General features: G+C 71.7%; 19 protein-coding genes. 10 read left to right on the top strand and 9 right to left on the bottom strand.

Annotated elements, in window-relative coordinates; genetic code table 11:
- Nucleotides 1-108 precede the first annotated feature (108 nt).
- From ACZ7OO_RS18980 to ACZ7OO_RS18955, 6 genes are all read right to left on the bottom strand, one after another.
- Complete coding sequence (locus tag ACZ7OO_RS18980; RefSeq protein WP_471505967.1) at nt 109-1,269, bottom strand: serine hydrolase domain-containing protein; 1,161 nt, start codon at nt 1,267-1,269, stop codon at nt 109-111.
- Nucleotides 1,270-1,389: 120 nt separating this feature from the next.
- Nucleotides 1,390-1,836 carry an organic hydroperoxide resistance protein gene (locus ACZ7OO_RS18975; RefSeq protein ID WP_471505900.1) on the bottom strand — a complete coding sequence of 149 codons (447 nt, stop codon included), beginning with the start codon at nt 1,834-1,836 and terminating at the stop codon, nt 1,390-1,392.
- 137 nt (nt 1,837-1,973) lie between these two features.
- On the bottom strand, nt 1,974-2,435 hold the full coding sequence (locus ACZ7OO_RS18970) for a MarR family winged helix-turn-helix transcriptional regulator (protein WP_471505899.1): 462 nt from the start codon (nt 2,433-2,435) through the stop codon (nt 1,974-1,976).
- A 53-nt stretch (nt 2,436-2,488) separates the two neighbouring features.
- Nucleotides 2,489-3,262, bottom strand: coding sequence for an energy-coupling factor ABC transporter ATP-binding protein (locus tag ACZ7OO_RS18965; protein WP_471505898.1), 774 nt, complete (start codon nt 3,260-3,262; stop codon nt 2,489-2,491).
- On the bottom strand, nt 3,250-4,011 hold the full coding sequence (gene cbiQ / locus ACZ7OO_RS18960) for a cobalt ECF transporter T component CbiQ (protein WP_471505897.1): 762 nt from the start codon (nt 4,009-4,011) through the stop codon (nt 3,250-3,252). The genes ACZ7OO_RS18965 and cbiQ overlap by 13 nt, the downstream gene beginning before the upstream one ends.
- Before the next feature lies 1 nt (nt 4,012).
- Nucleotides 4,013-5,062, bottom strand: a complete 1,050-nt coding sequence (locus ACZ7OO_RS18955) for an energy-coupling factor ABC transporter permease (protein WP_471505896.1) — start codon at nt 5,060-5,062, stop codon at nt 4,013-4,015.
- Nucleotides 5,063-5,243: 181 nt separating this feature from the next.
- Between ACZ7OO_RS18955 and ACZ7OO_RS18950 the strand changes: the two genes are divergently transcribed.
- A complete protein-coding gene (locus ACZ7OO_RS18950; RefSeq protein WP_471505895.1) occupies nt 5,244-5,591 on the top strand; it encodes an SsgA family sporulation/cell division regulator in 348 nt (115 codons plus the stop codon).
- A gap of 8 nt (nt 5,592-5,599) precedes the next feature.
- Here ACZ7OO_RS18950 and ACZ7OO_RS18945 read toward each other — a convergent pair whose 3' ends face one another.
- The 3 genes from ACZ7OO_RS18945 to ACZ7OO_RS18935 all read right to left on the bottom strand — a co-directional run bounded on the left by ACZ7OO_RS18945 (nt 5,600) and on the right by ACZ7OO_RS18935 (nt 10,917).
- On the bottom strand, nt 5,600-7,270 hold the full coding sequence (locus ACZ7OO_RS18945) for a penicillin-binding transpeptidase domain-containing protein (protein WP_471505894.1): 1,671 nt from the start codon (nt 7,268-7,270) through the stop codon (nt 5,600-5,602).
- A gap of 104 nt (nt 7,271-7,374) precedes the next feature.
- Nucleotides 7,375-8,994, bottom strand: coding sequence for a penicillin-binding transpeptidase domain-containing protein (locus ACZ7OO_RS18940; RefSeq protein WP_471505893.1), 1,620 nt, complete (start codon nt 8,992-8,994; stop codon nt 7,375-7,377).
- 141 nt (nt 8,995-9,135) lie between these two features.
- Entirely contained in the window at nt 9,136-10,917 is a 1,782-nt protein-coding gene (locus ACZ7OO_RS18935; protein WP_471505892.1) for a dolichyl-phosphate-mannose--protein mannosyltransferase, read from the bottom strand.
- A 127-nt stretch (nt 10,918-11,044) separates the two neighbouring features.
- Here ACZ7OO_RS18935 and rsmI point away from each other — a divergent pair, with 127 nt between their 5' ends.
- From rsmI to ACZ7OO_RS18890, 9 genes are all read left to right on the top strand, one after another.
- Nucleotides 11,045-11,893, top strand: coding sequence for a 16S rRNA (cytidine(1402)-2'-O)-methyltransferase (gene rsmI / locus ACZ7OO_RS18930; RefSeq protein WP_471505891.1), 849 nt, complete (start codon nt 11,045-11,047; stop codon nt 11,891-11,893).
- Nucleotides 11,894-12,281: 388 nt separating this feature from the next.
- Entirely contained in the window at nt 12,282-12,713 is a 432-nt protein-coding gene (locus ACZ7OO_RS18925) for a hypothetical protein (RefSeq protein ID WP_471505890.1), read from the top strand.
- Nucleotides 12,714-12,760: 47 nt separating this feature from the next.
- A complete protein-coding gene (locus tag ACZ7OO_RS18920; RefSeq protein ID WP_471505889.1) occupies nt 12,761-13,663 on the top strand; it encodes a TatD family hydrolase in 903 nt (300 codons plus the stop codon).
- A gap of 157 nt (nt 13,664-13,820) precedes the next feature.
- On the top strand, nt 13,821-15,293 hold the full coding sequence (locus ACZ7OO_RS18915) for a ubiquitin-like domain-containing protein (protein ID WP_471505888.1): 1,473 nt from the start codon (nt 13,821-13,823) through the stop codon (nt 15,291-15,293).
- A gap of 38 nt (nt 15,294-15,331) precedes the next feature.
- Complete coding sequence (gene rsmA / locus ACZ7OO_RS18910) at nt 15,332-16,201, top strand: 16S rRNA (adenine(1518)-N(6)/adenine(1519)-N(6))-dimethyltransferase RsmA (RefSeq protein ID WP_471505887.1); 870 nt, start codon at nt 15,332-15,334, stop codon at nt 16,199-16,201.
- The gene (locus tag ACZ7OO_RS18905; RefSeq protein WP_471505886.1) at nt 16,198-17,127 is read left to right on the top strand and encodes a 4-(cytidine 5'-diphospho)-2-C-methyl-D-erythritol kinase; all 930 of its coding nucleotides are present in this window, start codon (nt 16,198-16,200) and stop codon (nt 17,125-17,127) included. The genes rsmA and ACZ7OO_RS18905 overlap by 4 nt, the downstream gene beginning before the upstream one ends.
- A 597-nt stretch (nt 17,128-17,724) precedes the next feature.
- Nucleotides 17,725-18,825, top strand: a complete 1,101-nt coding sequence (locus ACZ7OO_RS18900) for a peptidoglycan recognition protein family protein (RefSeq protein WP_471505885.1) — start codon at nt 17,725-17,727, stop codon at nt 18,823-18,825.
- Between the two features lie 69 nt (nt 18,826-18,894).
- Nucleotides 18,895-20,697: an ABC-F family ATP-binding cassette domain-containing protein gene (locus ACZ7OO_RS18895; protein ID WP_471505884.1), complete on the top strand. Its 1,803-nt coding sequence runs from the start codon at nt 18,895-18,897 to the stop codon at nt 20,695-20,697.
- 474 nt (nt 20,698-21,171) lie between these two features.
- A complete protein-coding gene (locus ACZ7OO_RS18890) occupies nt 21,172-22,986 on the top strand; it encodes an outer membrane protein assembly factor BamB family protein (protein WP_471505883.1) in 1,815 nt (604 codons plus the stop codon).
- Nucleotides 22,987-23,015: the final 29 nt, after the last annotated feature.

The raw sequence follows: 23,015 nt of genomic DNA, 5'->3' as shown, positions 1-23,015 counted from the left end.
TGGGCCGGCTGAACGGCTTCGTCGCGCTGCTGCTCGCCGCCGTCGGCGTGGCGGTCTGCCGGCGATGCGCGTGCCACGGAGGCGCGGGCGCCGGGGCGCGTGCGGCGGCTACGACAGCGCCGTACGCACCGCCCGTACCAGCGCCTGCGCCCGCGGGTCCGCCGTCACGCTCTTGCGGAAGCCGTTGGTGATATAGCCGAAGGCGATGCCCGACTCGGGGTCGGCGAAGCCGAGCGCGCCGCCGCGGCCCGGGTGGCCGAAGGAGGCGGGGGAGAGCAGCGGGGACGCGCTGCCGTGCAGCATGTAGCCGAGGCCGAAGCGGGTGGAGACGACCAGCACCCGGTCCGGCCCCGCCGACTGCTCGGCGCGGGCCAGCTCCACGGTCTGCGGTGTGAACAGCTGCGTGCCGCCGTCGACCTCGCCGATGAGGGAGGCGTAGAAGCGGGCCAGGCCGTCGGCGGTGGCGACGCCGTTGGAGGCGGGGAGGGCGGCCGCACGGTAGGCGGGGTCGTTCTCGTCCGGGAGCGGGCTGATCGCGCCGAAGGCGCGGCGGGTCAGGGACCCGGGGTCGGCGTACGCCTCGGAGACGGCCCGCTTGGGCCGGGTCCGCAGCGCGCCGGCGGTCTCCGGGGCCTCGACGGGCCCGACCCGCCCCACGCGCGCGTGCTCCGCCTCCGGCAGCCCGAGCCACAACCCGGCGCCGACCGGCCCGGCGATCTCGTCCGCGATCCACTCGCCGATCGGCCGCCCGGTCACGCGCCGCACCAGCTCACCGGTCAGCCAGCTGTACGTCTGTGCGTGATAGCCGTGATCGGTGCCCGGCTCCCACACCGGCGCCTGCGCCGCCACCGCGGCCGCACCCAGATCGGGGTCGGCGGCCTCCGCGGGCGTGAGCGGACGGTCCAGCACCGGCACGCCCGCGCGGTGCGCGAGCAGATGCCGCACCAGCGTCCGCTCCTTGCCGGCCGCCTTGAACTCCGGCCAGTAGTCACCCACCGGAGCGTCCAGGTCCAGCTCCCCGCGCTGCCGCAGAAGCAGCAGTACGGCGGCGGCGACGCCCTTGGTCGCCGAGCGCACGATCTGGGCCGTGCCCCGCTCCCAGGGCGCCTCGCCGTCGACGTCCCTGGAGCCGCCCCACAGATCGACGACCCGGTGCCCGTCCCGGTACACGGCCACCGCCGCGCCCCGGTCCCCGAGCAGCTCGAAGTTCCTCGCGAACGCGTCCCTGACCGGCTCGAAGCCCTCGGCCACAGTGCCGTTCACGTCCACGTCCGCCACGTCCCTCCTGATCGCCTGCGCCCGTGGGTGCAACGCCCCTGCGGAGCCTGCGATTCCGCGGTACCGAGGCCGTACGGGCGTGAGCTGCGCCTCAGTGGGGGAGCGGTGCGGTCAGCCGAGCACGATCGTCACGTCGATGTTGCCGCGTGTCGCGTTCGAGTACGGGCACACCTCGTGGGCGGCGTCCACCAGCTTCGCCGCGGTGTCCGGGTCCAGGACCGGGAGGGAGACGCTGAGCGCGACGGCGAGGCCGTAGCCGCGCTGCTTGTTGGGGCCGATACCGACCTTCGCGGCGACCGTGGAGCCGGTCAGGTCGTAGCCCGCGCGGTTGCCGACCAGGATCAGCGCGTTGTGGAAGCAGGAGCTGTAGCCCGCCGCGAAGAGCTGCTCGGGGCTGGTGCCGTTGCCGTCCCCGCCCAGCTCCGGAGGCATCGCGACCTTGAGCTCGATCTGGCCGTCCTGGCTGGTCACATACCCGTCCCGGCCGCCGTGTGCGGTCGCCTCGGCGACATACACGATCTTCGTCGGACGGGTGTCTACGGTGGCGCCTTCGATCACGGCGGGACCTCCCCCAGGGCAGAAACGATGGGTGGGCAACACGGTGGTGTGCAAGTGCATCGTGCACAAGGTACCGACCGGTAGGAAGCCTCGGACTGCCAGGGGTGTGGAAACCGCGGGTACCGGGGCGCGCGCTGCTACACGGGGCGCGAGGCCGCGTTGCTCGCCCGGTCCGCGAGCACCCGCAACTCCTCGCGCAACCGGGCCACGTCCGCGCCGTCGAGCCCCGTCGCCGTGAGCAGGGCGCCGGGTACGCGCGAAGCGCGCTCCCGAAGTTCCTCCGCACGCCCGGTGCACGCGACGAGTACCGAGCGCTTGTCCCGCTCCGCGCGCTCCCTGCGCACCAGACCCGCCGCCTCCAGCCGCTTCAGCAGCGGTGACACCGTGCCGTAGTCGAGGCGGAGCGCGCCGGCCAGGTCCTTCACCGTGGTCTCGCCCCGCTCCCACAGGACGAGCAGCACGAGGTACTGGGGGTAGGTGAGCCGGAGTTCGTCGAGGAGCGGGCGATAGGCGGCGGTCACGGCGCGCTGCGCCGCGTACAGCGCGAAGCACAGCTGGTCGTCCAGCCGTAGCGTCCCCGTGTCCTCTTGATGCGTCACCCGCCCATTGTCACGGACGCGGGGACGCGTGGGACGGCCGTCACGGAAACGCGTCACACGCCCCCGCGTCCCGCGGTCGCCGCGCGCGGGTCGAAGCCGAACGGCAGCTCCAGCCGGTGCGCGCGCATCAGCGTGTTGTCCGAGAGGAGGTCACCGGTGGGGCCGTCGGCGGCGATCGTGCCGTCGCTCAGGATCAGGGAGCGCGGGCACAGCTCCAGGGCGTAGGGCAGGTCGTGGGTGACCATGAGGACCGTGACGTCCAGCGAGCGCAGGATGTCGGCGAGTTCGCGGCGGGAGGCCGGGTCGAGGTTGGAGGAGGGCTCGTCGAGGACGAGGATCTCCGGTTCCATGGCGAGGACGGTGGCGACGGCGACCCGGCGGCGCTGGCCGAAGGAGAGGTGGTGCGGCGGGCGTTCGGCGAAGCCGGCCATGCCGACCCGTTCCAGCGCGGTACGCACGCGTGCTTCGAGTTCGGCGCCCTTCAGGCCGGCCGCCGCCGGCCCGAACGTCACGTCCTCGCGCACCGTCGGCATGAACAGCTGGTCGTCCGGATCCTGGAAGACGATGCCGACCCGGCGCCGGATCTCCGCCATGTGCCGCTTGCCGACCGGCAGTCCGGCCACCGTGACCGTCCCCGCGCCGCCGCTGAGAATGCCGTTGAGGTGCAGCACGAGGGTGGTCTTGCCGGCGCCGTTCGGCCCGAGCAGCGCGACGCGCTCGCCGCGTGCGACGGCGAAGTCCACGCCGAACAGGGCCTGGTGCCCGTCGGGGTAGGCGAAGGCGAGGCCGGAGACCTCCAGCGATGCGGTGGCAGTCACAGGGCCCATCCCAACAGACAGACGACAAGGGCGGACAAGGGCAGCGCGAGGGCGTGGGACCACTGCGCCCGGGACGCGGTCACCTCGTCGATGACGGGCATCGAACCGGCGTACCCGCGGCTCACCATGGCCAGGTGGACGCGCTCCCCGCGCTCGTAGGAGCGGATGAACAGCGCGCCGGCGGACTTCGCGAGCACGCCCCAGTGGCGCACGCCCCGCGCCTCGAAGCCGCGCGACTCCCGTGCGATCCGCATCCGGCGCATCTCGTCGGTGATGACGTCGCCGTAGCGGATCATGAAGGAGGCGATCTGGACGAGCAGCGGCGGGAGCTTCAGCCGCTGGAGCCCGAGGAGCAGTTCGCGCAGCTCCGTGGTGGCTGCCAGGAGGACGGAGGCGGCGACGCCGAGGGTGCCCTTGGCGAGCACGTTCCAGGCGCCCCACAGGCCGTTCACGCTGAGCGAGAGGCCGAGGACGTCGATCCGCTCGCCCTCCGCCACGAACGGCATCAGCACCGCGAAGGCGACGAACGGCACCTCGATCAGCAGCCGGCGCAGCACGAAGGACGCGGGCACGCGCGCGTGGTGCGCGACGCACGCGAGGAGCACGGCGTACAGGGCGAACGCCCACATCGCCTCGCGCGGTGTCGAGACCACGACCACCACGAAGGCGAGGGCGGCGGCGAGCTTGGTGTGCGGGGGCAGCGCGTGCACGGGGGAGCGCGCGTGCCGGTAGAGCCTGTGGGCGTGCCCGACGCCCATGTCAGAGCGCCTCGGACGGCTCTTCGGCGCCCCGGCGCCTGCGCACCGCCCAGAACACCGCGCTGCCCGCGACGACGGTCCCACCGACGCCGATGACGCCCGCGAGGCCGCCGGAGAGACGGGCGTCGGAGACGTCCCTGAGGCCGTAGTGGGCGAGCGGGGAGTCGGCGGCGGCGTGCTCCTCCGCCTTCACGTCGATGCCCTTGTCGTGGGCGACCTTCTCCAGCCCGTCGGGGTCGGCGGAGGCGTAGAAGCTGACGAACCCGGCGAGGACCAGGGAGGTGACCAGGCCGGTGATCCACAGCGTGCGCCGCGAGGTGCGCGCCGCCACGGGTGCCGTGGGCGCCGGCTTCGATGGGACCGCGTCCACCAGTACGCCGTTCACGCGCAACTTCAGCCCCTGCCGCAGCTCGCGCGCCCCGTACACCAGGTCCGGGCGTACGGCGATGACGGCGCCGACCGTGAGCGCGGTGATCGCGGCCTCGCCGATGCCGATGAGGACGTGCACACCGATCATGGCCGTGGCCACCTTGCCGATGGACACGTCGGTGGTGCCGCCGATCGCGTAGAGGAGCGTGAAGGCGACGGAGGCGGCCGGGACGGAGAGCAGGGCGGCGACGAAGGAGGCGGCGGTCACCGAACGCCGGGTGCGCGGCAGGACCTTCAGCAGGCCCCGGAAGACGGCGTACGCGACGACGGTCGTCACGATCGCCATGTCGGTGATGTTCACGCCGAGGGCGGTCAGGCCGCCGTCCGCGAACAGGATGCCCTGCATCAGCAGGACGACGGACACGCACAGGACGCCGGTGCAGGGGCCGACGAGTATCGCGGCCAGCGCTCCGCCCAGCAGATGGCCGCTTGTTCCGGCCCCGACGGGGAAGTTGAGCATCTGTACGGCGAAGATGAACGCCGCCACCAGACCGGCCAGTGGTGCCGTGCGCTCGTCGAGTTCACGGCGGGCGCCGCGCAGGCTCACGGCGAGGGCACCGGCCGCGACCACCGCGGTGCCCGCCGAGGTGGGGGCGTCGATAAATCCGTCAGGTACATGCACGGATCGATTTTAAGGTGTTGTTGCGAAGCTTTTGCAAGAGCGAGGGAGTCGTATATCGCACACGCATGGGCGTGCATGACGTATGACGGCCTCCACAAGCACAATCCGGAAAATGTGCGACATTGGATGAGAAGCGGATGGACAGCTTTCGCAAAGGTAACGGAGCGTAAAGGGCAGTCCGATGTCTGTAGTCGAGCAGTATGCGCGAGCCCACATCGTCACGGACGAGGACGCGCCGGAGGACCCGGGCGCGGTGCCCGTCGTCCTGCGTTACGACCCCGAAGCCGATCCGCGATCGGTTCGGGTGGGCCTGCCCGGGACGGACGAGTGGACGTTCTCGCGCGCGCTGCTGGAGCAGGGACTCAGGGCACCGGCGACGAGCGGTGACGTACGGGTGTGGCCGCTGGGACGGGTGCAGGCCGTGGTGGAGTTCCACTCCGACCACGGCACCTCGGTGGTGCAGTTCGAGTCGAAGGCGCTGCTGCGCTTCCTCAGGCGCACCTACATGGCCACCCCTGTGGCCGGCTAGCCCCTGTCCTACAGCGACGACCCCAGTTTCAGCAGCGCCGCCACGATGGGCCCGGCCGTGTCGCCGCCGTGGCCGCCCGCCTGGACCACGCCCGCGGCCGCCAGATCGCCCTTGTACGCCGTGAACCAGCCGTTCGGCTTCTTCTGCCCGTCGACCTCCGCCGAGCCCGTCTTGGCGCCGTAGTCCGGGCCGAGACCGGCCATCGCCTTGGCGGCCGTACCGTACGCCGCCGTGTACTGCATGACCTCCTTCAGCTCGGACTGGGTCTTCGCGGACATCGTGCGCGAGGCCTTCGCCACCGTCCGGTCGTCGACCGAGGGGGAGACCAGGTACGGCTGGTGGAAGGTGCCGGTCTCCACGGTGGACGCCACCGACGCCATGTTCAGCGGGTTCATCCGCACCCCGCCCTGCCCGATCAGCGAGGCGCCCATCTGCGCGCCGCTCTGCACCGGGACCGAGCCGTCGAAGGTCGGTACGCCGATGGCCCAGTTGTTCATGCCGAGGCCGTAGACCTGCTGGGCCTCGGTGGTCAGGTCGCTGTTGGACAGCTTGGGCGCGAAGTTGATGAAGGCGTTGTTGCAGGACGCCCCGAAGGCCATCTTGAACGTGCCCTGCTTGATCTCGGAGTCGTTGTCGTTGTGGAACGTCCACCCGGCGAGCTTGTACGTCTTCGGGCAGGGGTGCGAGGCGTCCGGGGTGATGAGCCCCTTCTCGAACAGCATCGTGGAGGTGACGATCTTCATCGTGGAGCCGGGGGCCAGTGAGCCCTGGAAGGCCACGTTGAAGCCGTGGCTGGAGTTGGCCACGGCGTAGATCTCGCCGGTCGACGGGCGCATCACGACGACCGAGGCGTTCTTCTGTGTGGTGACCTGCTTCTCGGCGGCGGCCTGGAGGGTCGGGCTGAGCGTCGTCTTCACGGTGCCCGGCGTCCCCTTGCTGAGCTCCAGGAGCGTCTTGTCGGACAGCTTCGCCTTCTCGGACGCCGCGCCGCGCACCACGCGCAGTTCGACGCCGGCCTTGCCGCCGGCCTTCTTGCCGAACTTCTCCCGCAGCCCGTCCAGGACAGTGCCCAGTGACGGGTACTTGGCGGTGGTGATCTCGCCGCCGTCGCGGTCCAGGGCCTTCACGGGCGGGGTGCCGGACTCGCCGGTGACCAGGGTGTCGCCGTCCTGGAGGTCCGGGTGGGCGACCGAGGCGTGCCAGTCGACCACCGGCTTGCCGTCGCTGGTCCGCCGGACGACGGTGAACGAGGAGTCGTACGCCAGTGGCTTGCTGATGCCCTTGTACGACACCGTCGCCTTGACGGAGAACGGCACCTTGGCGCCCGTACGCGTGCCCTCGGTGAGCGTGACGCCCGTGATGTGGGCGTCCTTGGTGTAGCCGGTGAGGAGCGCGACGCAGGCCTTCGCGTCGTCCGTGACGGCGGCGGCCTGCGTGACCTTGCCCTGCTGCCAGGACGCCAGGAAGGTCCTGGCGGTCGTCTGCACCTCGGTCGCCGACAACGGCCCGGTCTTGACGGGCTTGCTGTCCGCCGCCTTCGTCGACGCTGCGTCGGCGGCCCCGCCGCCGTACACCGCGTAGATCCCGAAGCCGGCGCCGACCACGACGACGGCGATCAGCCCGCCGATGACGGCGGGTCTGTTCTTCCGTCGTTCGACGACGCGTCTTCTGTTGCCCACAGCTCAGTTCCTCCGCGCACTTCCTCAGGGTCCCCGCCGCCCCCGTACCCCTCACGCACCCCAACGACGGCAACAGCCTAGAGTCCCGCCCTGTGGGAGTGACTTCAGCCACCGATCCGTAGCACACTCGCGACAATCGGACCGGCCGCGTCAATGCCGTGACCGCCGTCCTGGGTCATGGCCGCGGCCGCGACGTCATTGCGGTAGCCGGCGAACCAGCTGTTCGACTTGGACTGGCCGTCGACCTCCGCCGAGCCCGTCTTGGCGCCGATGCTGCCGTGCAGTCCGCTCATCACCCCGGCCGCGGTGCCGCTGGTGGCGGTGCGGTTCATCATCGTGCGCAGCTGGCCGACCGTACTCGCCGGCAGGCCCTTGGCGGTGGCCAGTTCGCGGCCGTCCAGTTTCTGTGCGACGAGCACCGGCTGCCGGAAGGTTCCCGTCATCGCGGTCGCCGTCACCGACGCCATGTTCAGCGGGCTCATCTGCACCTCGCCCTGGCCGATCAGGTTGGCCGCGGTGTCCGGGCCCCCGGAGGCGGGGACGCGCCCGTCGAAACTCGGGATGCCGACCTTCCAGTCGTTGCGCCCGAGTCCGAAGCGGTCCTCGGCCTCCTTGGTGAGCGAGTCGACCTGGACCGAGTCCGCGTACTTCACGAACGCCGTGTTGCAGGACCGCGCGAAGCTGTCCGAGAGGGTGGCGTTCGGATCCGGCTGAAGTCCCTTGAGGTTGCTGAAGGTCTGGCTCTGCCAGGTCGCGGTCGGCGGACAGGGCGCCGGGCCGTTCATCGTGGTGAGCCCGGTGTCGATGAGGGTGGCCGCGCTGATGATCTTCATGGTCGAGCCGGGTGCCAGCTCGCCGAGGAAGGCCGCGTCGAAGCCGTCCTCACGGTGGTTGGCGACCGCGAGTACCTCGCCGGTGCTGGGCTTGACGGCCACCACCGACGACTCGGCGTACTTCGTCACCGCCGACTCGGCGGCGGCCTGCACGCGCGCGTCGAGCGTCGTACGCAGCCTGCCGGCCCTGCCCTCCGCGAGGGTCAGCAGGGTGGTGTCGGCGGACTCCTCGGACGCGTGCTGGATCACCAGCTCCACGCCCGGGGTGCCCCCCGCCTTGTCGCCGTAGCGGCTGCGCAGCTCGTCCAGGATCGGGCCCAGGGACGGGTACTTGTCCTTGCTGAGGACCGCGCCGTTGCGGTCCACGGCCTCGATCGGCGGGCTTGCCGCCTCACCGGTGGACAGTGTGTCGCCGCGTCTGAGCTGCGGATGCACCACGGACGGCCGCCAGTCGACGAGCGGGCGGTGCGTGGTCTCGCCGCGCACGATCGTCAACGTGCTCCTGTAGGCGAGCGTTTTCGACTTCCCGTCGTAGGACACCGTCCCCTTCACGCTGAACGGCACGGTGGCGCCGGTCGCCCTGCCGGGCGTGATGTGCACGTCCTTGATGTGCGCGGTGGCGCTGAAGGAGGTGAGCACCGGTTCGGCGTCGGCGGAGTCGTTCGTGTACGACGCCGCGCTCGCCGACTCGCCCTTCTCCCAGGCCGCGAAGAACTTCCGCGTGGTGTCCTTGATCTCGTCCGTGGTGGGCGGCCCGGTCCGTACGACCGGTGTGCCGCTGCCGCCGTCGCCCCGCAACGTCGACAGCACGTTGTAGGCGCCGTACCCGGCTCCGCCCACCATCACGGTGCAGACGCTGCCGACTATGGCCGCCTTGACCCCCTTGCGCATGGCGCGAATCCCCTCCCCGAGCTTTCGCCGCATTTTGTGAACGCGTTCAAAAGCTTGTTGTGGTTCGCACTGTAGGCGGTTGTGGGGCCCCTGTGTCAGATGTTGATTAATTGTTGTCTGAAAGCAAATCAGGGATGTGGCTCATACCCAGGTATCGAGCCACATACGTGAACGCCAGGAGTCGATCGGAATCGCCGTACCGGTGTACAGCGGCCAGAAGTAGATGAAGTTCCAGGCGATCAGCAGGACGAGTAGCCCGGCCCCCGACGCGCCGATCAGCCGGCGGGTGTCGCTGGAGCCCGGCGGGCCGATGATCGCGCCGATCATCATCGCCACCGCGAGACACAGGAACGGCACGAAGACGACGGCGTAGAAGAGGAAGATCGTGCGCTCCTGGTACATGAACCAGGGCAGGTAACCGGCAGCGATGCCACAGGCGATGGCGCCCGCCCGCCAGTCCCGGCGGAAGGCCCACCGCCACAGGATGTACAGGATCGCGAAGCAGGCCGCCCACCACAGCAGAGGCGTGCCGATCGCCAGCACCTCACGCGCGCACTTCTCCCCGGCGTCCGAGGGGCAGCCGTCCGCACCCGGGGAGGGTGACTCGTAGAAGTACGACACCGGGCGGCCCAGCACCAGCCAGGACCACGGGTTGGACATGTAGGTGTGCGGCGACGACAGGCCCACGTGGAACAGGTAGACCTCGTGCTCGTAGTGCCACAGGCTGCGCAGCCAGTCCGGCAGGAACGTCCAGTCGCCGCCCTTGCCGTCGGTGGCCGCCCAGTTGCGGAAGTAGCCGCCGCTGCCGTCGGTGGGGGAGAGGATCCAGCCGATCCAGGAGGTCAGGTAGACGGCGATCGCCACCGGGACCGTCGCCAGGAACGTGATCCCCGTGTCGTACTTCAGGACCGCCTGGTACGGGTGCCGGGCACCGGCCACCTTGCGGGCGCCGACGTCCCACAACAGCGCCATCAGGCAGAACGCGGCCAGGATGTAGAGGCCGTTCCACTTGGTGCCGATCGCGAGGCCCAGCAGCGCGCCGGCCGCCCAGCGCCAGGGGCGCCGGCCGAAACGGAAAGCGTCGGCCACGCGCGCGTCGGGGCGGATCCGGCCGTCCGCGTCGGGCGGCAGCGCGGCCGCGAGTCTCTCCCGTGCCCTGTCCCGGTCGATCAACAGGCAGCCGAACGCCGCCAGCACGAAGAACATCAGCACGCCGTCGAGCAGCGAGGTGCGGCTCATCACGAAGTGCAGCCCGTCCACCGCCATCAGGCCGCCCGCCAGGCAGCCCAGGAAGGTGGAACGGAACATCCGGCGCCCGATCCGGCACAGCAGCAGCACGCTCAGCGTGCCGAGGAGTGCCGTCATGAAGCGCCAGCCGAACGGGTTGAAGCCGAAAGCCAGCTCACCGAGCCCGATGATGTATTTGCCGACCGGCGGGTGCACGACGTACGCCGCGTCCGCCGGGATCGTGACATGGCCGTTCGCCTGCAGGATCAGATCGTTGGCGTTCTTGTCCCAGTTGACCTCGAAACCACGGTGGACGAGCGCCCACGCGTCCTTCGCGTAATAGGTCTCGTCGAATATCACCGCCTTCGGGCTGCCCAGGTTCCAGAACCGCAGCAGGCCCGCCATCAGCGTCACCAGGAGCGGGCCACCCCAGCCGGACCAGCGCGTCATCCGCTCGGCGAGCGCCGGGGGCACACCCAGACCGAGCCACAGCCGGGAGCCGGGCCCGACGTACGGCGGGACCAGGCGGTCGACGACATCGGCGTGCGCGCCGGCGCCCGCGGCGCCTCTGCCGCCGGTGGTGTGCGCCGGGCTCGCCGGGTAGCCGAATCGGCGCAGCCGCTGCTGCCACGCCGACCGCTCGTCGAGCGGTGCCTGGCCCTGCCGGGTGTCCGTGGAGGACGCGGTACTGGTCACCGCGCCATCGTAGGGAACCGTTCTGTGTGAGTCCCGTGCAATGGGGCTTAGCGATGGGTTCCTTTGCGATCGGCGGCCGCCGTTCCCGGGGGACGGCGCTGTCAGTGGCTGCTGCGAGGATGGAGGCGTGACTGGAACCCTTGTCCTGGCAGGCACCCCCATCGGCGACGTCGCGGACGCGCCGCCCCGGCTCGCGACAGAGCTGACCGGCGCCGACGTGATCGCGGCCGAGGACACCCGGCGGCTGCGGTGGCTCACACAGGCGCTCGGTGTGACGCCCAAGGGACGCGTGGTGTCGTACTTCGAGGGCAACGAGGCCGCCCGCACGCCCGAGCTGGTCGAGGAACTCGTGGGAGGCGCGCGCGTGCTGCTCGTGACCGACGCCGGGATGCCCTCCGTCTCCGACCCCGGCTACCGGCTGGTCGCGGCCGCCGTGGAGAAGGAGATCCGTGTCACCGCGGTCCCTGGGCCGTCCGCGGTGCTCACCGCGCTCGCGCTGTCCGGGCTGCCCGTCGACCGGTTCTGCTTCGAGGGCTTCCTGCCGCGCAAGGCCGGCGAACGCCGCTCCCGGCTTCAGGAGGCCGCGGAGGAACGGCGCACCCTCGTCTACTTCGAGGCCCCGCACCGCCTCGACGACACCCTCGCCGCCATGGCCGAGGTCTTCGGCGCCGAGCGGCGGGCCGCCGTCTGCCGCGAGCTGACCAAGACGTACGAGGAGGTACGGCGCGGTCCGCTGGCCGAGCTCGCGGTGTGGGCCGCCGACGGAGTGCGCGGCGAGATCACCGTCGTCGTCGAGGGCGCCCCCGAGCGCGGTCCCGAGGAACTCGACGCGGCGGAACTCGTACGGCGGGTGCGGGTGCGGGAGGAGGCCGGCGAGCGACGCAAAGAGGCGATCGCGGCGGTGGCGGTGGAGGCGGGGATTCCGAAGCGCGTCGTGTTCGACGCGGTGGTCGCCGCGAAGCGGGCTGACGGGTGAGGCGATTTGGGCGGTGCCGTCGCCGGGGTCCGGGCGTTCCGAGGGGCGTTCCAAGGGGGCGCTCCTTGATCTATGAGCGAGTCGCGTCTCCCTTGAGCGTGCGCCCCTGACCTGCGGAAAGGCTTCCTCTGAGCAGGGAGCGTCTCTCTTGAGCGCGCGCCCCACGGGACGGTAAAGCAAGGGCGGCGAACGCAAAGCCCAGCCCTGTCCGACAAGGCCGATTTGGCAAGCAGGATCCAAATCGCATCCAACACTCGGCAGGTCCGTCGCGTTCGCGCCGGTGAAGGCGTCCACTGGTCAGCAGGGACGCACCCGTCCCTCACCCGATGGGATTCCGGGGGGAATCCCCACACCCGGGGTGCTTGTCCAGCGGACAAGAGGAGCTGGCATGAGTGAGATCGCAGGGCAGACCGGCCTCCGTGGTGCGGCCACAGCCGTCGTGCGCGAGTCGTATTCCTTCGCCTGCATGCGATGCGGGCACGGCTGGGAGCAGTCGTACGAGATAGAGCACCACACGGACGCGGACAACCACGAGTTCGTCATGTATGTGGCGAACGGCCAGGTCGTCCCGTCCCCGCTGAGCCGGCCCTCGTGCCAGAACTGCGACGGCCATGTCGTGCGGATCATGCGTGCGGGGCAGGTCTCGTCGGTGCACACTGCGGCGCACCGGTCGTCCCGGCCGCCGGTGCAGGGCGGCCGGGCGGAGGCGGCCGAGGAGACCGAGACCGGACCGGCGGCGGAGCCCTCGGCGCAGGTCAAGCAGGTCCACCACTGGCACCTGTCCGATCTCCTGCATCCCTTCCAGCGCAAGGCGAGCTGACCCGGGCGCGGGTCCGGCGGGGCGTGCCCCTTTCGTAGGATCGGGGCATGCCTTCGAACGCCTCCGCGAACGCCTCCGCCGCGGCCGACAAGAACGCGGCGCCGCCGCTCCCGGAACCCCTCCGGGTGCCGGTCGCCGACTCCCACACCCACCTCGACATGCAGTCCGGCACGGTCGAGGAGGGCCTCGCGAAGGCCGCCTCGGTGGGCGTGACGACCGTCGTCCAGGTCGGTTGCGACCTCAAGGGATCGCGCTGGGCCGCCGAGACCGCGGCGGAGTACGACAGCGTCCACGCGACCGTCGCCCTTCACCCCAACGAGGCCCCGCGCATCGTCCACGGTGACCCCGACGGGTGGTCGCGGCAGGGGGCCCGGACACCGGGCGGTGACGCGGCGCTCGACGAGGCCCTGGCCGAGATCGACCGGCTGGCCGCGCTGCCGCAGGTCAAGGGCGTCGGCGAGACCGGCCTCGACTACTTCCGCACCGGTCCCGAGGGCAAGGCCGCCCAGGAGCGTTCCTTCCGCGCCCACATCGAGATCGCCAAGCGGCACGGCAAGACCCTCGTCATCCACGACCGCGACGCTCACGCGGACGTGCTGCGCGTCCTCAAGGAGGAGGGCGCCCCCGAGCGGACGGTGTTCCACTGCTACTCCGGGGACGCCGAGATGGCCGAGGAGTGCGCCCGCGAGGGCTACTTCATGTCCTTCGCCGGCAACGTCACCTTCAAGAACGCCCGGAACCTGAGGGACGCGCTCGCCGTCGCCCCGCTGGAACTGGTCCTCGTCGAGACCGACGCGCCCTTCCTGACCCCGGCGCCGTACCGCGGACGGCCCAACGCCCCGTATCTCATTCCGGTCACGGTGCGTGCGATGGCCGTCGTGCGGGGCGTCGAGGAGGATGCGCTGGCGACGGCCCTGGGCGCGAACACGGCCCGCGCCTTCGGCTACTGAGAGTGCATCGATCATAACTGACGCATAACGCTCGCTCCGGCACACCTTGGGCCCGGCCGCAACCGTGCGTAGTCGTGCCGCTTTGGAGAGTGACCGGCGCTCCGCTAGGTTCTGGGAGCCCGATCCGGACCCCTCTGGCTCTCTGGAGCGTGTCGGCGTGAGCACATCGCAGTACAGGACGTTTGAGGCGTACGACCCCTACGGCGCGCCAGGTGCGCACGGCGGGGGCGGCGCGCACGGCGAGCACCGCGTGCACGACGCGCACGCGGTGCCCGGCGTGCACGACGCCCGGACGCAGGGATACGGCATGGCTTACGGGGGTGACACGTACCGGCCGGCGTACGAGGTCTCGGCGGAGGCGGGGACGCCGGTCTCCCCGACGGGGCAGGCGCAGGCGTATGCGAGTGCACCGAGTGAGCCGGTGCTTCCGCGGCAGAGCGAGCGCGTACCGGAGAGCGAGGCGCCCGACCCGGGCGTGCGCGCCGTGGTGGGGCGGCGTGCCACGCGCCGGCGGAAGGCGCGGTACAGCCAGCGCCCCGACTCCACCGTGCGCCGTCTGCTTCCGCAGGCGCTGGTCGTCGCGTTCCTCGCCGGCGGCACCACCGCGTTCCTCGCCAAGGACAAGGCGATCGAGCTGACCGTCGACGGCAGGCCGCGCGTCCTGCACACGTTCGCGGACGACGTGACCGAGCTGCTGGCCGACGAAGGCGTGCGGGTGGGCGCGCACGACGTGGTGGCGCCCGCCGCCGGCGCGGCGCTGGCCAGCGGCGACGAGGTCGCGGTGCACTACGGCCGCCCCGTACGGCTCACGCTGGACGGCCAGCCGCGCGAGGTGTGGACGACGGCGCGCACCGTCGACGGGGCGCTCAACCAGCTGGGGGTGCGAGCCGAGGGCGCGTACCTGTCGGCCTCGCGCTCCCAGAGCATCGGACGCGCCGGACTCGCACTCGACGTGCGCACCGAGCGCACGGTCACGATCTTGGCGGACGGCCGGACCCGCACCATCCGCACCAACGCCGCGACCGTCCGCGAGGCCGTCGAGGAGGCCGGGGTCACCCTGCACGGCCAGGACACCACCTCCGTGCCCCAGGCCGGCTTCCCGCGCGACGGGCAGACGGTGACCGTGCTGCGCGTCACGGACGGCAAGGAGGTGCGCGAGGAGACCATCCCGTTCGAGGTGCGGCGGACGCCGGACCCGACGGTGTTCGAGGGCACCGAGGTGGTCGAGCGGGCCGGGCGGCCCGGGCTGCGCCGGATCACGTACCACCTGCGGACCGTCAACGGGGTCCGGCAGAAGCCGCGCCGCGAGGGCTCCGAGGTGGTGCGCGAGCCGCGCGCGCAGCTCGTGAAGGTGGGCACCAAGCCGCACCCGGACTCCGTGAAGGGCGCCGACGGCCTCGACTGGCACGGTCTCGCCGTCTGCGAGTCCGGCGGCCGCCCGGCCGCGGTGGACCCCTCCGGGACGTACGGCGGGCTGTACCAGTTCGACACCCACACCTGGCAAAGCCTCGGCGGCAGCGGGCGCCCTCAGGACGCGTCGGCCGCGGAGCAGACGTTCCGTGCGAAGAAGCTCTACACGAAACGCGGCTCGACCCCGTGGCCGCACTGCGGGGCACGGCTGCACGGGTGACCGGCGGGAGCGATCCCGGCGGCCCGTACCCTAGTCCCGTGAGCAGCCCCGTCCCCGACTCCCTCCTCGGCCCGGCCGACATCCGTGAACTCGCCACAGCGCTCGGTGTACGCCCCACCAAGCAGCGCGGCCAGAACTTCGTGATCGACGCCAACACGGTCCGCCGTATCGTCCGCACCGCCGGGGTCCGCCCGGACGACGTCGTCGTCGAGGTCGGCCCGGGGCTCGGGTCCCTCACCCTGGCGCTCCTCGAGGTCGCCGACCGGGTGACCGCCGTGGAGATCGACGACGTCCTGGCGGGCGCGCTGCCCGCGACGATCAGGGCGCGCATGCCGGCGCGCGCGGACCGGTTCGCGCTGGTCCACTCCGACGCGATGCACGTCACCGAACTGCCCGGGCCCCCGCCCAGCGCGCTCGTCGCGAACCTCCCCTACAACGTCGCCGTCCCGGTCCTCCTCCACATGCTCGACACCTTCCCGAGCATCGAGCGGACGCTGGTGATGGTGCAGGCCGAGGTCGCCGACCGGCTCGCCGCCCCGCCCGGTTCGAAGGTCTACGGCGTGCCGTCCGTCAAGGCCAACTGGTACGCCGAGGTGAAGCGCGCCGGATCCATCGGGCGCAACGTCTTCTGGCCCGCCCCGAACGTCGACAGCGGGCTGGTCTCCCTCGTCCGGCGCACCGAGCCGCTGAAGACGACGGCGTCGAAGCGCGAGGTCTTCGCCGTCGTCGACGCGGCGTTCGCACAGCGGCGCAAGACCCTGCGGGCGGCGCTCGCCGGGTGGGCCGGGTCCGCGGCGGCCGCCGAGACGGCCCTCGTCGCCGCCGGGGTCTCGCCGCAGGCGCGCGGGGAGTCGCTGACGGTGGAGGAGTTCGCGAGCATCGCCGAGCACAAGGAGTCCGGTAAGTGAGCGTCACCGTACGCGTTCCCGCCAAGGTCAACGTCCAGCTCGCGGTGGGCGCCGCCCGCCCCGACGGCTTCCACGACCTCGCCAACGTCTTCCTCGCCGTCGGTCTGTACGACGAGGTCACGGTCACGCCCGCCGACGAGCTGAGCGTCACCTGCGAGGGCACGGACGCCGACCAGGTGCCGCTGGACCGCACCAACCTCGCCGCGCGCGCCGCGCTCGCCCTCGCCGAACGACGGGGCATCGACCCGGCCGTGCACATCCACATCACCAAGGACATCCCGGTCGCCGGCGGCATGGCCGGGGGGAGCGCGGACGGGGCGGCCGCGCTGCTCGCGTGCAACGAGCTCTGGCGGGCGGGCGCCCCGCGCGCCGAACTCCTCGCGATCTGCGCCGAACTGGGCAGCGACGTGCCCTTCAGCCTGGCCGGCGGCGCCGCCCTCGGCACCGGGCGCGGTGAACGGCTCACCGCCCTGGACGTCGGCGGCACCTTCCACTGGGTGTTCGCGATGGCCGCGCGCGGGCTGTCCACCCCGGCCGTCTTCCGCGAGTTCGACCGGCTCGCCGAAGGTCTCGACATCCCCGAGCCCGTCGCCTCCCGCGACCTCCTCGACGCGCTCGCCAAGGGCGACCCGGACGCGCTCGCCGCCGCCGTCTCCAACGACCTCCAGCCCGCCGCGCTCTCCCTCTTCCCGGAACTCGCGGACACGCTCGACGCGGGACGCGCGGCCGGCGCCCTCACCGCGCTGGTCTCCGGTTCCGGGCCCACGACGGCGTTCCTGGTCCGCGACGCCGCCGCGGCGGAGAAGGTCTCCGGGGCGCTCCTCGCCTCCGGCACCTGCCGCACGGTGCGCACGGCGACGGCACCCGCGCCGGGCGCGCGGGTGATCACCACGGCGGACGGCATCGGCGCCCCCGCCGGAACGTGACACCAGCGCTCACGGCGGCGCGTGACGCGGGACCGTGAGAAGGACGAGGGCCAGACGGCCACCCCCAAGTGAACGGCCGTCGTCAGGCGTGCCTTCGCTGTCACGCGGCGCTCGCCGGTGAGAAGGCCACCGGCTCCGTCCGCCTCGTCGGCACGCGAACGGCAGTGCCTCCGGGCCGAGTTGCGCCCCTCGCCGAACGGCGGCGTCACGGCCACGGTCGTCATCCCCGAGAGCGCGCGACGGCATGCCGGTCGAGGAGCGGTCCCCCAGGAGCGCCCGGCGCCTACGGCCGCGCTGATCCGGCGTCAGCGGCTGGGCGGGGCCGGCGCCCGACGCCGTACGGGCGGGGATCCGGCGCGCGGCCACGCGGGGAACAGGCGGGCACGGCGCGCGTCTTCCCGGGCAGGGCGTACTGCCCCCGCATGCGCGCTCCGTGGGAGACGCGGGCACTCTTCGCCCTCCCTTCACAAGAACCGCCGTATCTCCACCGGGAATTGGCCTGAATCGCCACCCTCCCAGTACGCGTGGGGCGGGCGGGACGGATAAGTTCGGTTGACGTTTCAACAGAACATCCGAACGTCTGCGGAAGGCACGTCCGTGTCCGAATCCCCCACCCCCTCCCACCGTAGGAAGCTGCCGCTGTCCCGGCGCGGCGTGATCGGGGCCGCCGGAGCCGTGGCCGCCGGTGCGGCGCTGACCCCGGCGGTCTTCGCGGCCACCGACTCCGGTACGGCCCCGGCCTCCGATGCCGCCGGCACCGAGCCGGAGACCTTCCCGGCCACCCGCACGGCCGCCGCGACCGGCACCGGCACGGCCACCACGGGCTTCCCCGCCTCCTACGTCGGTGTCCGCTGGGACGGCGACCGGGACGGCGTCACGATCCGTTTCGCGGGCAGCGACAGCAAGGACGTCACCCCGGGCTGCGCGACCCTGGAGGACGGCGGCCGTACGGCCCTGGTCGCGGCCGGCAGCGTCAAGGCGTACGAGCTGGCCGCGCCGGACGGCACGACGGGCCTCGGCTCCCTCGCGATCGACACCACCGGCGGCCCCGACCGCACCTTCCACGTGCCGAAGGAGCCGACACGCGTGCGGGGCGTGCGCTACCTCTCCCGCCCGGCCTGGGGCGCCGACGAGTCCAAGCGCTACAAGGACGGCAAGGTCAACTCGCCGGAGACGTACTACCCGCTCCAGACGATCACGGTCCACCACACGGACACGCCCAACAACGACCCCGACCCCGCGGCCACCGTCCGCGCGATCTACGAGTACCACGCGGTCACCCTGGACTGGGGCGACATCGGCTACCACTTCCTGATCGACGAGGCCGGCAACGTCTACGAGGGCCGCTACTCCGGCGACGACGGCATCCCCGCCTTCAACACCGCCGGCGACATGGTCACCGCCTTCCACACCGCCGGCTTCAACTCCGGCAACCTCGGTATCGCCCTCATCGGCACCCTCGTCGACCAGGGCCCCACCGCCGCCGCCAAGGCCTCCCTGACCCGGCTGATCAAGGTGATCGCCCGCTTCAAGGGCCTCGACCCGCAGGCCAGGGTCACCTTCGTCAACCCGGTCAACGGCGTCACCAAGGACGTCACCACCGTCTCCGGCCACCGCGACTGGCTGCAGACCGACTGCCCGGGCCAGACGATGTACGACCTCCTCGACGAGGTACGCGCTCAGGCGGGCGGAAAGTAGCTCCCGGCAAGGCGGCCTCCCGGCGCGCATTACGCTGGGAGGCTGACCGTCCCCCTGCGCAGGAGTGAAATGGCCGTCAACCTGGTCAATGTCGAGAACGTCAGCAAGGTCTACGGCACCCGTGCCCTGCTGGACGGCGTCTCGCTCGGCGTGTCGGAGGGCGACCGCATCGGCGTGGTGGGCCGCAACGGCGACGGCAAGACCACCCTCATCCGGATGCTCGCCAAGCTGGAGGAGGCCGACACCGGGCGTGTCACGCACTCCGGCGGACTGCGCCTCGGCGTCCTCACCCAGCACGACTCCCTCGACCCGGCCGCCACCGTCCGGCACGAGGTCATCGGGGACATGGCCGACCACGAGTGGGCCGGCAACGCCAAGGTCAGGGACGTCCTCACCGGCCTCTTCGGCGGCCTGGACCTGCCCGGGTTCCCCAAGGGCCTGGACACCGTGATCGGGCCGCTGTCCGGCGGTGAGCGGCGCCGTATCGCGCTCGCCAAGCTGCTCATCGAGGAGCAGGACCTGCTCGTCCTCGACGAGCCCACCAACCACCTCGACGTCGAGGGCATCGCCTGGCTCGCCCGGCACCTGCGGGAGCGCCGCTCGGCGCTGGTCTGCGTCACCCACGACCGCTGGTTCCTCGACCAGGTCTGCACCCGCATGTGGGACGTGCAGCGCGGGGCCGTCTACGAGTACGAGGGCGGCTACTCCGACTACGTCTTCGCCCGCGCGGAGCGCGAGCGGATCGCGGCCACCGAGGAGACCAAGCGGCAGAACCTGGTCCGCAAGGAGCTCGCCTGGCTGCGCCGGGGCGCCCCCGCCCGTACCTCCAAGCCGCGCTTCCGGGTCGAGGCCGCCAACGAGCTGATCGCCGACGTGCCGCCGCCGCGCGACACCAGCGAGCTGATGAAGTTCGCCTCCTCCCGGCTCGGGAAGACCGTGTTCGACCTGGAGGACGTCACCGTCCAGGCCGGCCCCAAGGTGCTGCTCAAGCACGTCACCTGGCAGCTCGGGCCCGGCGACCGCATCGGCCTGGTCGGTGTCAACGGCGCCGGCAAGACCTCGCTGCTGCGCGCCATGGCCGAGGCCGCGCGCACCGAGGGCGAGACGCAGCCGGCGGCCGGGCGGGTCGCCGTCGGCAGGACCGTCAAGCTCGCCTACCTCTCCCAGGAGGTCGCCGAGCTCGACCCGAACCTGCGGGTCCTGGAGGCCGTCCAGCAGGTCCGCGAGCGCGTCGACCTCGGCAAGGGGCGCGAGATGACCGCCGGGCAGCTGTGCGAGACGTTCGGCTTCAACAAGGAGAAGCAGTGGACGCCGGTCGGCGACCTCTCCGGCGGTGAGCGCCGCCGCCTCCAGCTGCTGCGCCTGCTCATGGACGAGCCCAACGTCCTCTTCCTCGACGAGCCCACCAACGACCTGGACATCGAGACCCTCACCCAGCTGGAGGACGTCCTCGACGGCTGGCCCGGCTCGATGATCGTCATCTCCCACGACCGGTTCTTCGTGGAGCGCACCACGGACCGGGTCTTCGCCCTCCTCGGCGACGCCACCCTGCGGATGCTGCCGCGCGGTATCGACGAGTACCTGGAGCGACGCCAGCGCATGGAGGAGGCGGCCGCCGCCACGGCCGTGGCCCCCAAGGCGCCCACGGCCGAGCGGAGCGCCGCCGACCAGCGCGCCGCCAAGAAGGAGCTCCAGAAGATCGAACGTCAGCTGGACCGCGTCTCCGAGAAGGAGACCAAGCTGCACGACCAGATCGCCGCGAACGCCACGGACTTCGCCAAGGTGGCCGAACTCGACACCCAGCTGCGCGACTTGGCCGGGGAGCGCGAGGAACTGGAGATGCGCTGGCTGGAGCTGGCGGAGGACGCGTAGCGAGGTCGCTTGCCGCGTCGTGGTGTAGGCGATCAAGCGTTGCGGGTTCCGGTACGAGGCCGCTGACGATCTCCGCGGACGCGGCAGCCCACGAGGCGCCCTGCGTACATGAGTTGACCACGAGGCGATCGTCGGCTGGCTCGCCCCAGGCGCCGCCGCCTGGCGCCGAGTGCTCACCCCGCTCACTCCGGCGCAACGGGACCTGTTCGTCGAGACCTTGCGCCCGTACGAGGCGGCGGTGGCGGAGGAACGCGAGCACTGAGAGCGCTTGCGTACGCCCGTGGAGGGCCCGTGAAAGCGCGTAACGGTGGCATCACGGGGCGGTTCTCCCTTGGGAACAGCGGCAGATGTGGGCCCGTGGCCTGTCGGTGCCGAGTGATACAAAGGTCCGTCTGAGAGCAGTCTGAGAACGCCCTGAGGCCCCTCGGGAGCCTCGGGGTGTGGCTAAAAGTCAGTAACGGGGGAAGATCGCTGATGACTCAGCCACCCAACCAGCCGCCGCAGCAGGGTGGATTCGGAGCACCGCAGGACCAACCGCCGCCGTCGGGCGGTGGCTTCGGCGCCCCGCAGCAGCCGCCCGCGCAGGGAGGCTTCGGTGCGCCCCAGGGCGCGCCCCCGCTTCCTGCCCAGCCACCCCAGCCGGGATACGGATATCCGCAGCAGCCGGGACCGTATGCGCAGCCCGGTCCATACGGCCAGGCACAGCAGCCCGGTCCATACGGCCAGGCACAGCAGCCCGGCCCTTATGGCCAGGCACAGCACCCCGGCCCGTACGGGCAACCGCCCCAGCCGGGTTACGGCTATCCGCCGCAGTACCCGGGCGCACCCGGCGTCACTCCGCCGCCCGGTGGCGGGGGCGGCGGGCCGTTCAGGGGGAGGCCCGCGCTGATCGTCGCGGCGGCCGTGGCGGGACTGCTGGTCGTCGGCGGCACCGTGTACGCCGTCACCAGCGGCGGGGACGACGGCAAGAAGCCGGTCGCCCGGCAGTCCGCCGACCCCAGGGCCTCCGGCACCGACGCCCCGGCCAACCCGGGCGACGGCGGCGGCGACGGCGGAGCGGACCCGGAGAACCTCAACGAGGGCCGCAAGTCCGGCGAGGCCAAGGTGCTCTGGTACAAGTCGGCACCCGACGCCCCCGCGTCCGGCGCCGACGCCCCCGGCATGTGGATCACCGGGAAGACCGCGGTGAAGGCGGCGTACAAGCAGGTCTTCGCCTACGGCGTGGGCGACGGCGCCCCGGCCTGGGATCCGATCACGTTCCCGCAGAAGATCTGCGCGGTCACCCCGCACCAGTCGGCCGCCGGCAAGGTCGTCGTGGCCTACATGAACGGCACCAGCGACCGGGCCAAGTGCAACCAGCTGCAGGAGATCGACCTCGACACCGGCCGCAAGGGCTGGACCGCGACCGTCGCCGACGGCGGCCTGTTCGACAGCGCGATCAGCATCGGGCTGACGATCAGCGGAAAGACGCTGATGGTGAGCCGCTCCCAGTCGGGCACGGCGTACGACCTCGGCGGCGGCGACAAGCTGTACGACAAGAAGAAGTACGGCGCGTCCTGCTTCCCGACGGCGTTCGCGGGCGGCACCAACCGGCTGGTCGAGGTGGCCTCCTGCGGGGCCGGCGGCGGCGACGAGCACGACGAGATCTCGGAGCTCGACCCGGCCACCGGCAAGGTCAGGTGGACCCAGCCGGTCAAGAAGGGCTGGTCGGTCCAGCGGACCTACTCCGTCGACCCGCTCGTGGTCTATCTGACCAACGAGGACAAGAAGGCCTGGAACATCTCGACCCTGGACGACAAGGGCACGTTCCGTTCCGAGGTGAAGGTCGACGAGAAGTTCGCCCCCGAGTGCGGCTGGGCGATCCTCGCCCGTGACCTCCAGGGCTGCCAGGGCGTCGCCGCCGACGCGAACACCCTCTATCTGCCGACGGACGTGAACGGCGGCGCCAACGAGATCGTCGCGATCAGCCTCGCCGACGGCAAGGCGAAGTGGCGTACCAAGTCCCCGACGGACGAGTCGATGTACCCGGTCAAGGCCGAGGGCGGCAAACTGGTCGCCTACGTAAGGCCGTCGTACGACGCGGGCGGCCAGGTCGTGTCGATCCCGACCACCGGCTCCGCCCACACCACCACGAGGCTGCTGCAGAACCCGCAGCACACCGCCGACATCGAGGACGGCTTCTACGACGGCGCGGCCGACTGGGTCGACGGGCGCTTCTACCTCTCCACCACGCGGCTGTCCGGCAGCGACGACGCGAAGGAGAAGCTGATGATGGCCTTCGGTAACTGAGCGGACGCGCCCGCCCGCCCCCTCCAGCA

This window comes from Streptomyces sp. NPDC111744, from assembly GCF_055634995.1.
This window is presented reverse-complemented; position numbering and strand designations above follow the sequence as displayed.

Excerpts from the sequence above, each read along its gene's own strand:
- ACZ7OO_RS18965 (WP_471505898.1), bottom strand. The coding sequence starts at position 3,262 with ATGGGCCCTGTGACTGCCACCGCATCGCTGGAGGTCTCCGGCCTCGCC.
- cbiQ (WP_471505897.1), bottom strand. The coding sequence starts at position 4,011 with ATGGGCGTCGGGCACGCCCACAGGCTCTACCGGCACGCGCGCTCCCCC.
- ACZ7OO_RS18950 (WP_471505895.1), top strand. The coding sequence starts at position 5,244 with ATGTCTGTAGTCGAGCAGTATGCGCGAGCCCACATCGTCACGGACGAG.
- ACZ7OO_RS18940 (WP_471505893.1), bottom strand. The coding sequence starts at position 8,994 with ATGCGCAAGGGGGTCAAGGCGGCCATAGTCGGCAGCGTCTGCACCGTG.
- ACZ7OO_RS18925 (WP_471505890.1), top strand. The coding sequence starts at position 12,282 with ATGAGTGAGATCGCAGGGCAGACCGGCCTCCGTGGTGCGGCCACAGCC.
- ACZ7OO_RS18920 (WP_471505889.1), top strand. The coding sequence starts at position 12,761 with ATGCCTTCGAACGCCTCCGCGAACGCCTCCGCCGCGGCCGACAAGAAC.
- ACZ7OO_RS18895 (WP_471505884.1), top strand. The coding sequence starts at position 18,895 with ATGGCCGTCAACCTGGTCAATGTCGAGAACGTCAGCAAGGTCTACGGC.
- ACZ7OO_RS18890 (WP_471505883.1), top strand. The coding sequence starts at position 21,172 with ATGACTCAGCCACCCAACCAGCCGCCGCAGCAGGGTGGATTCGGAGCA.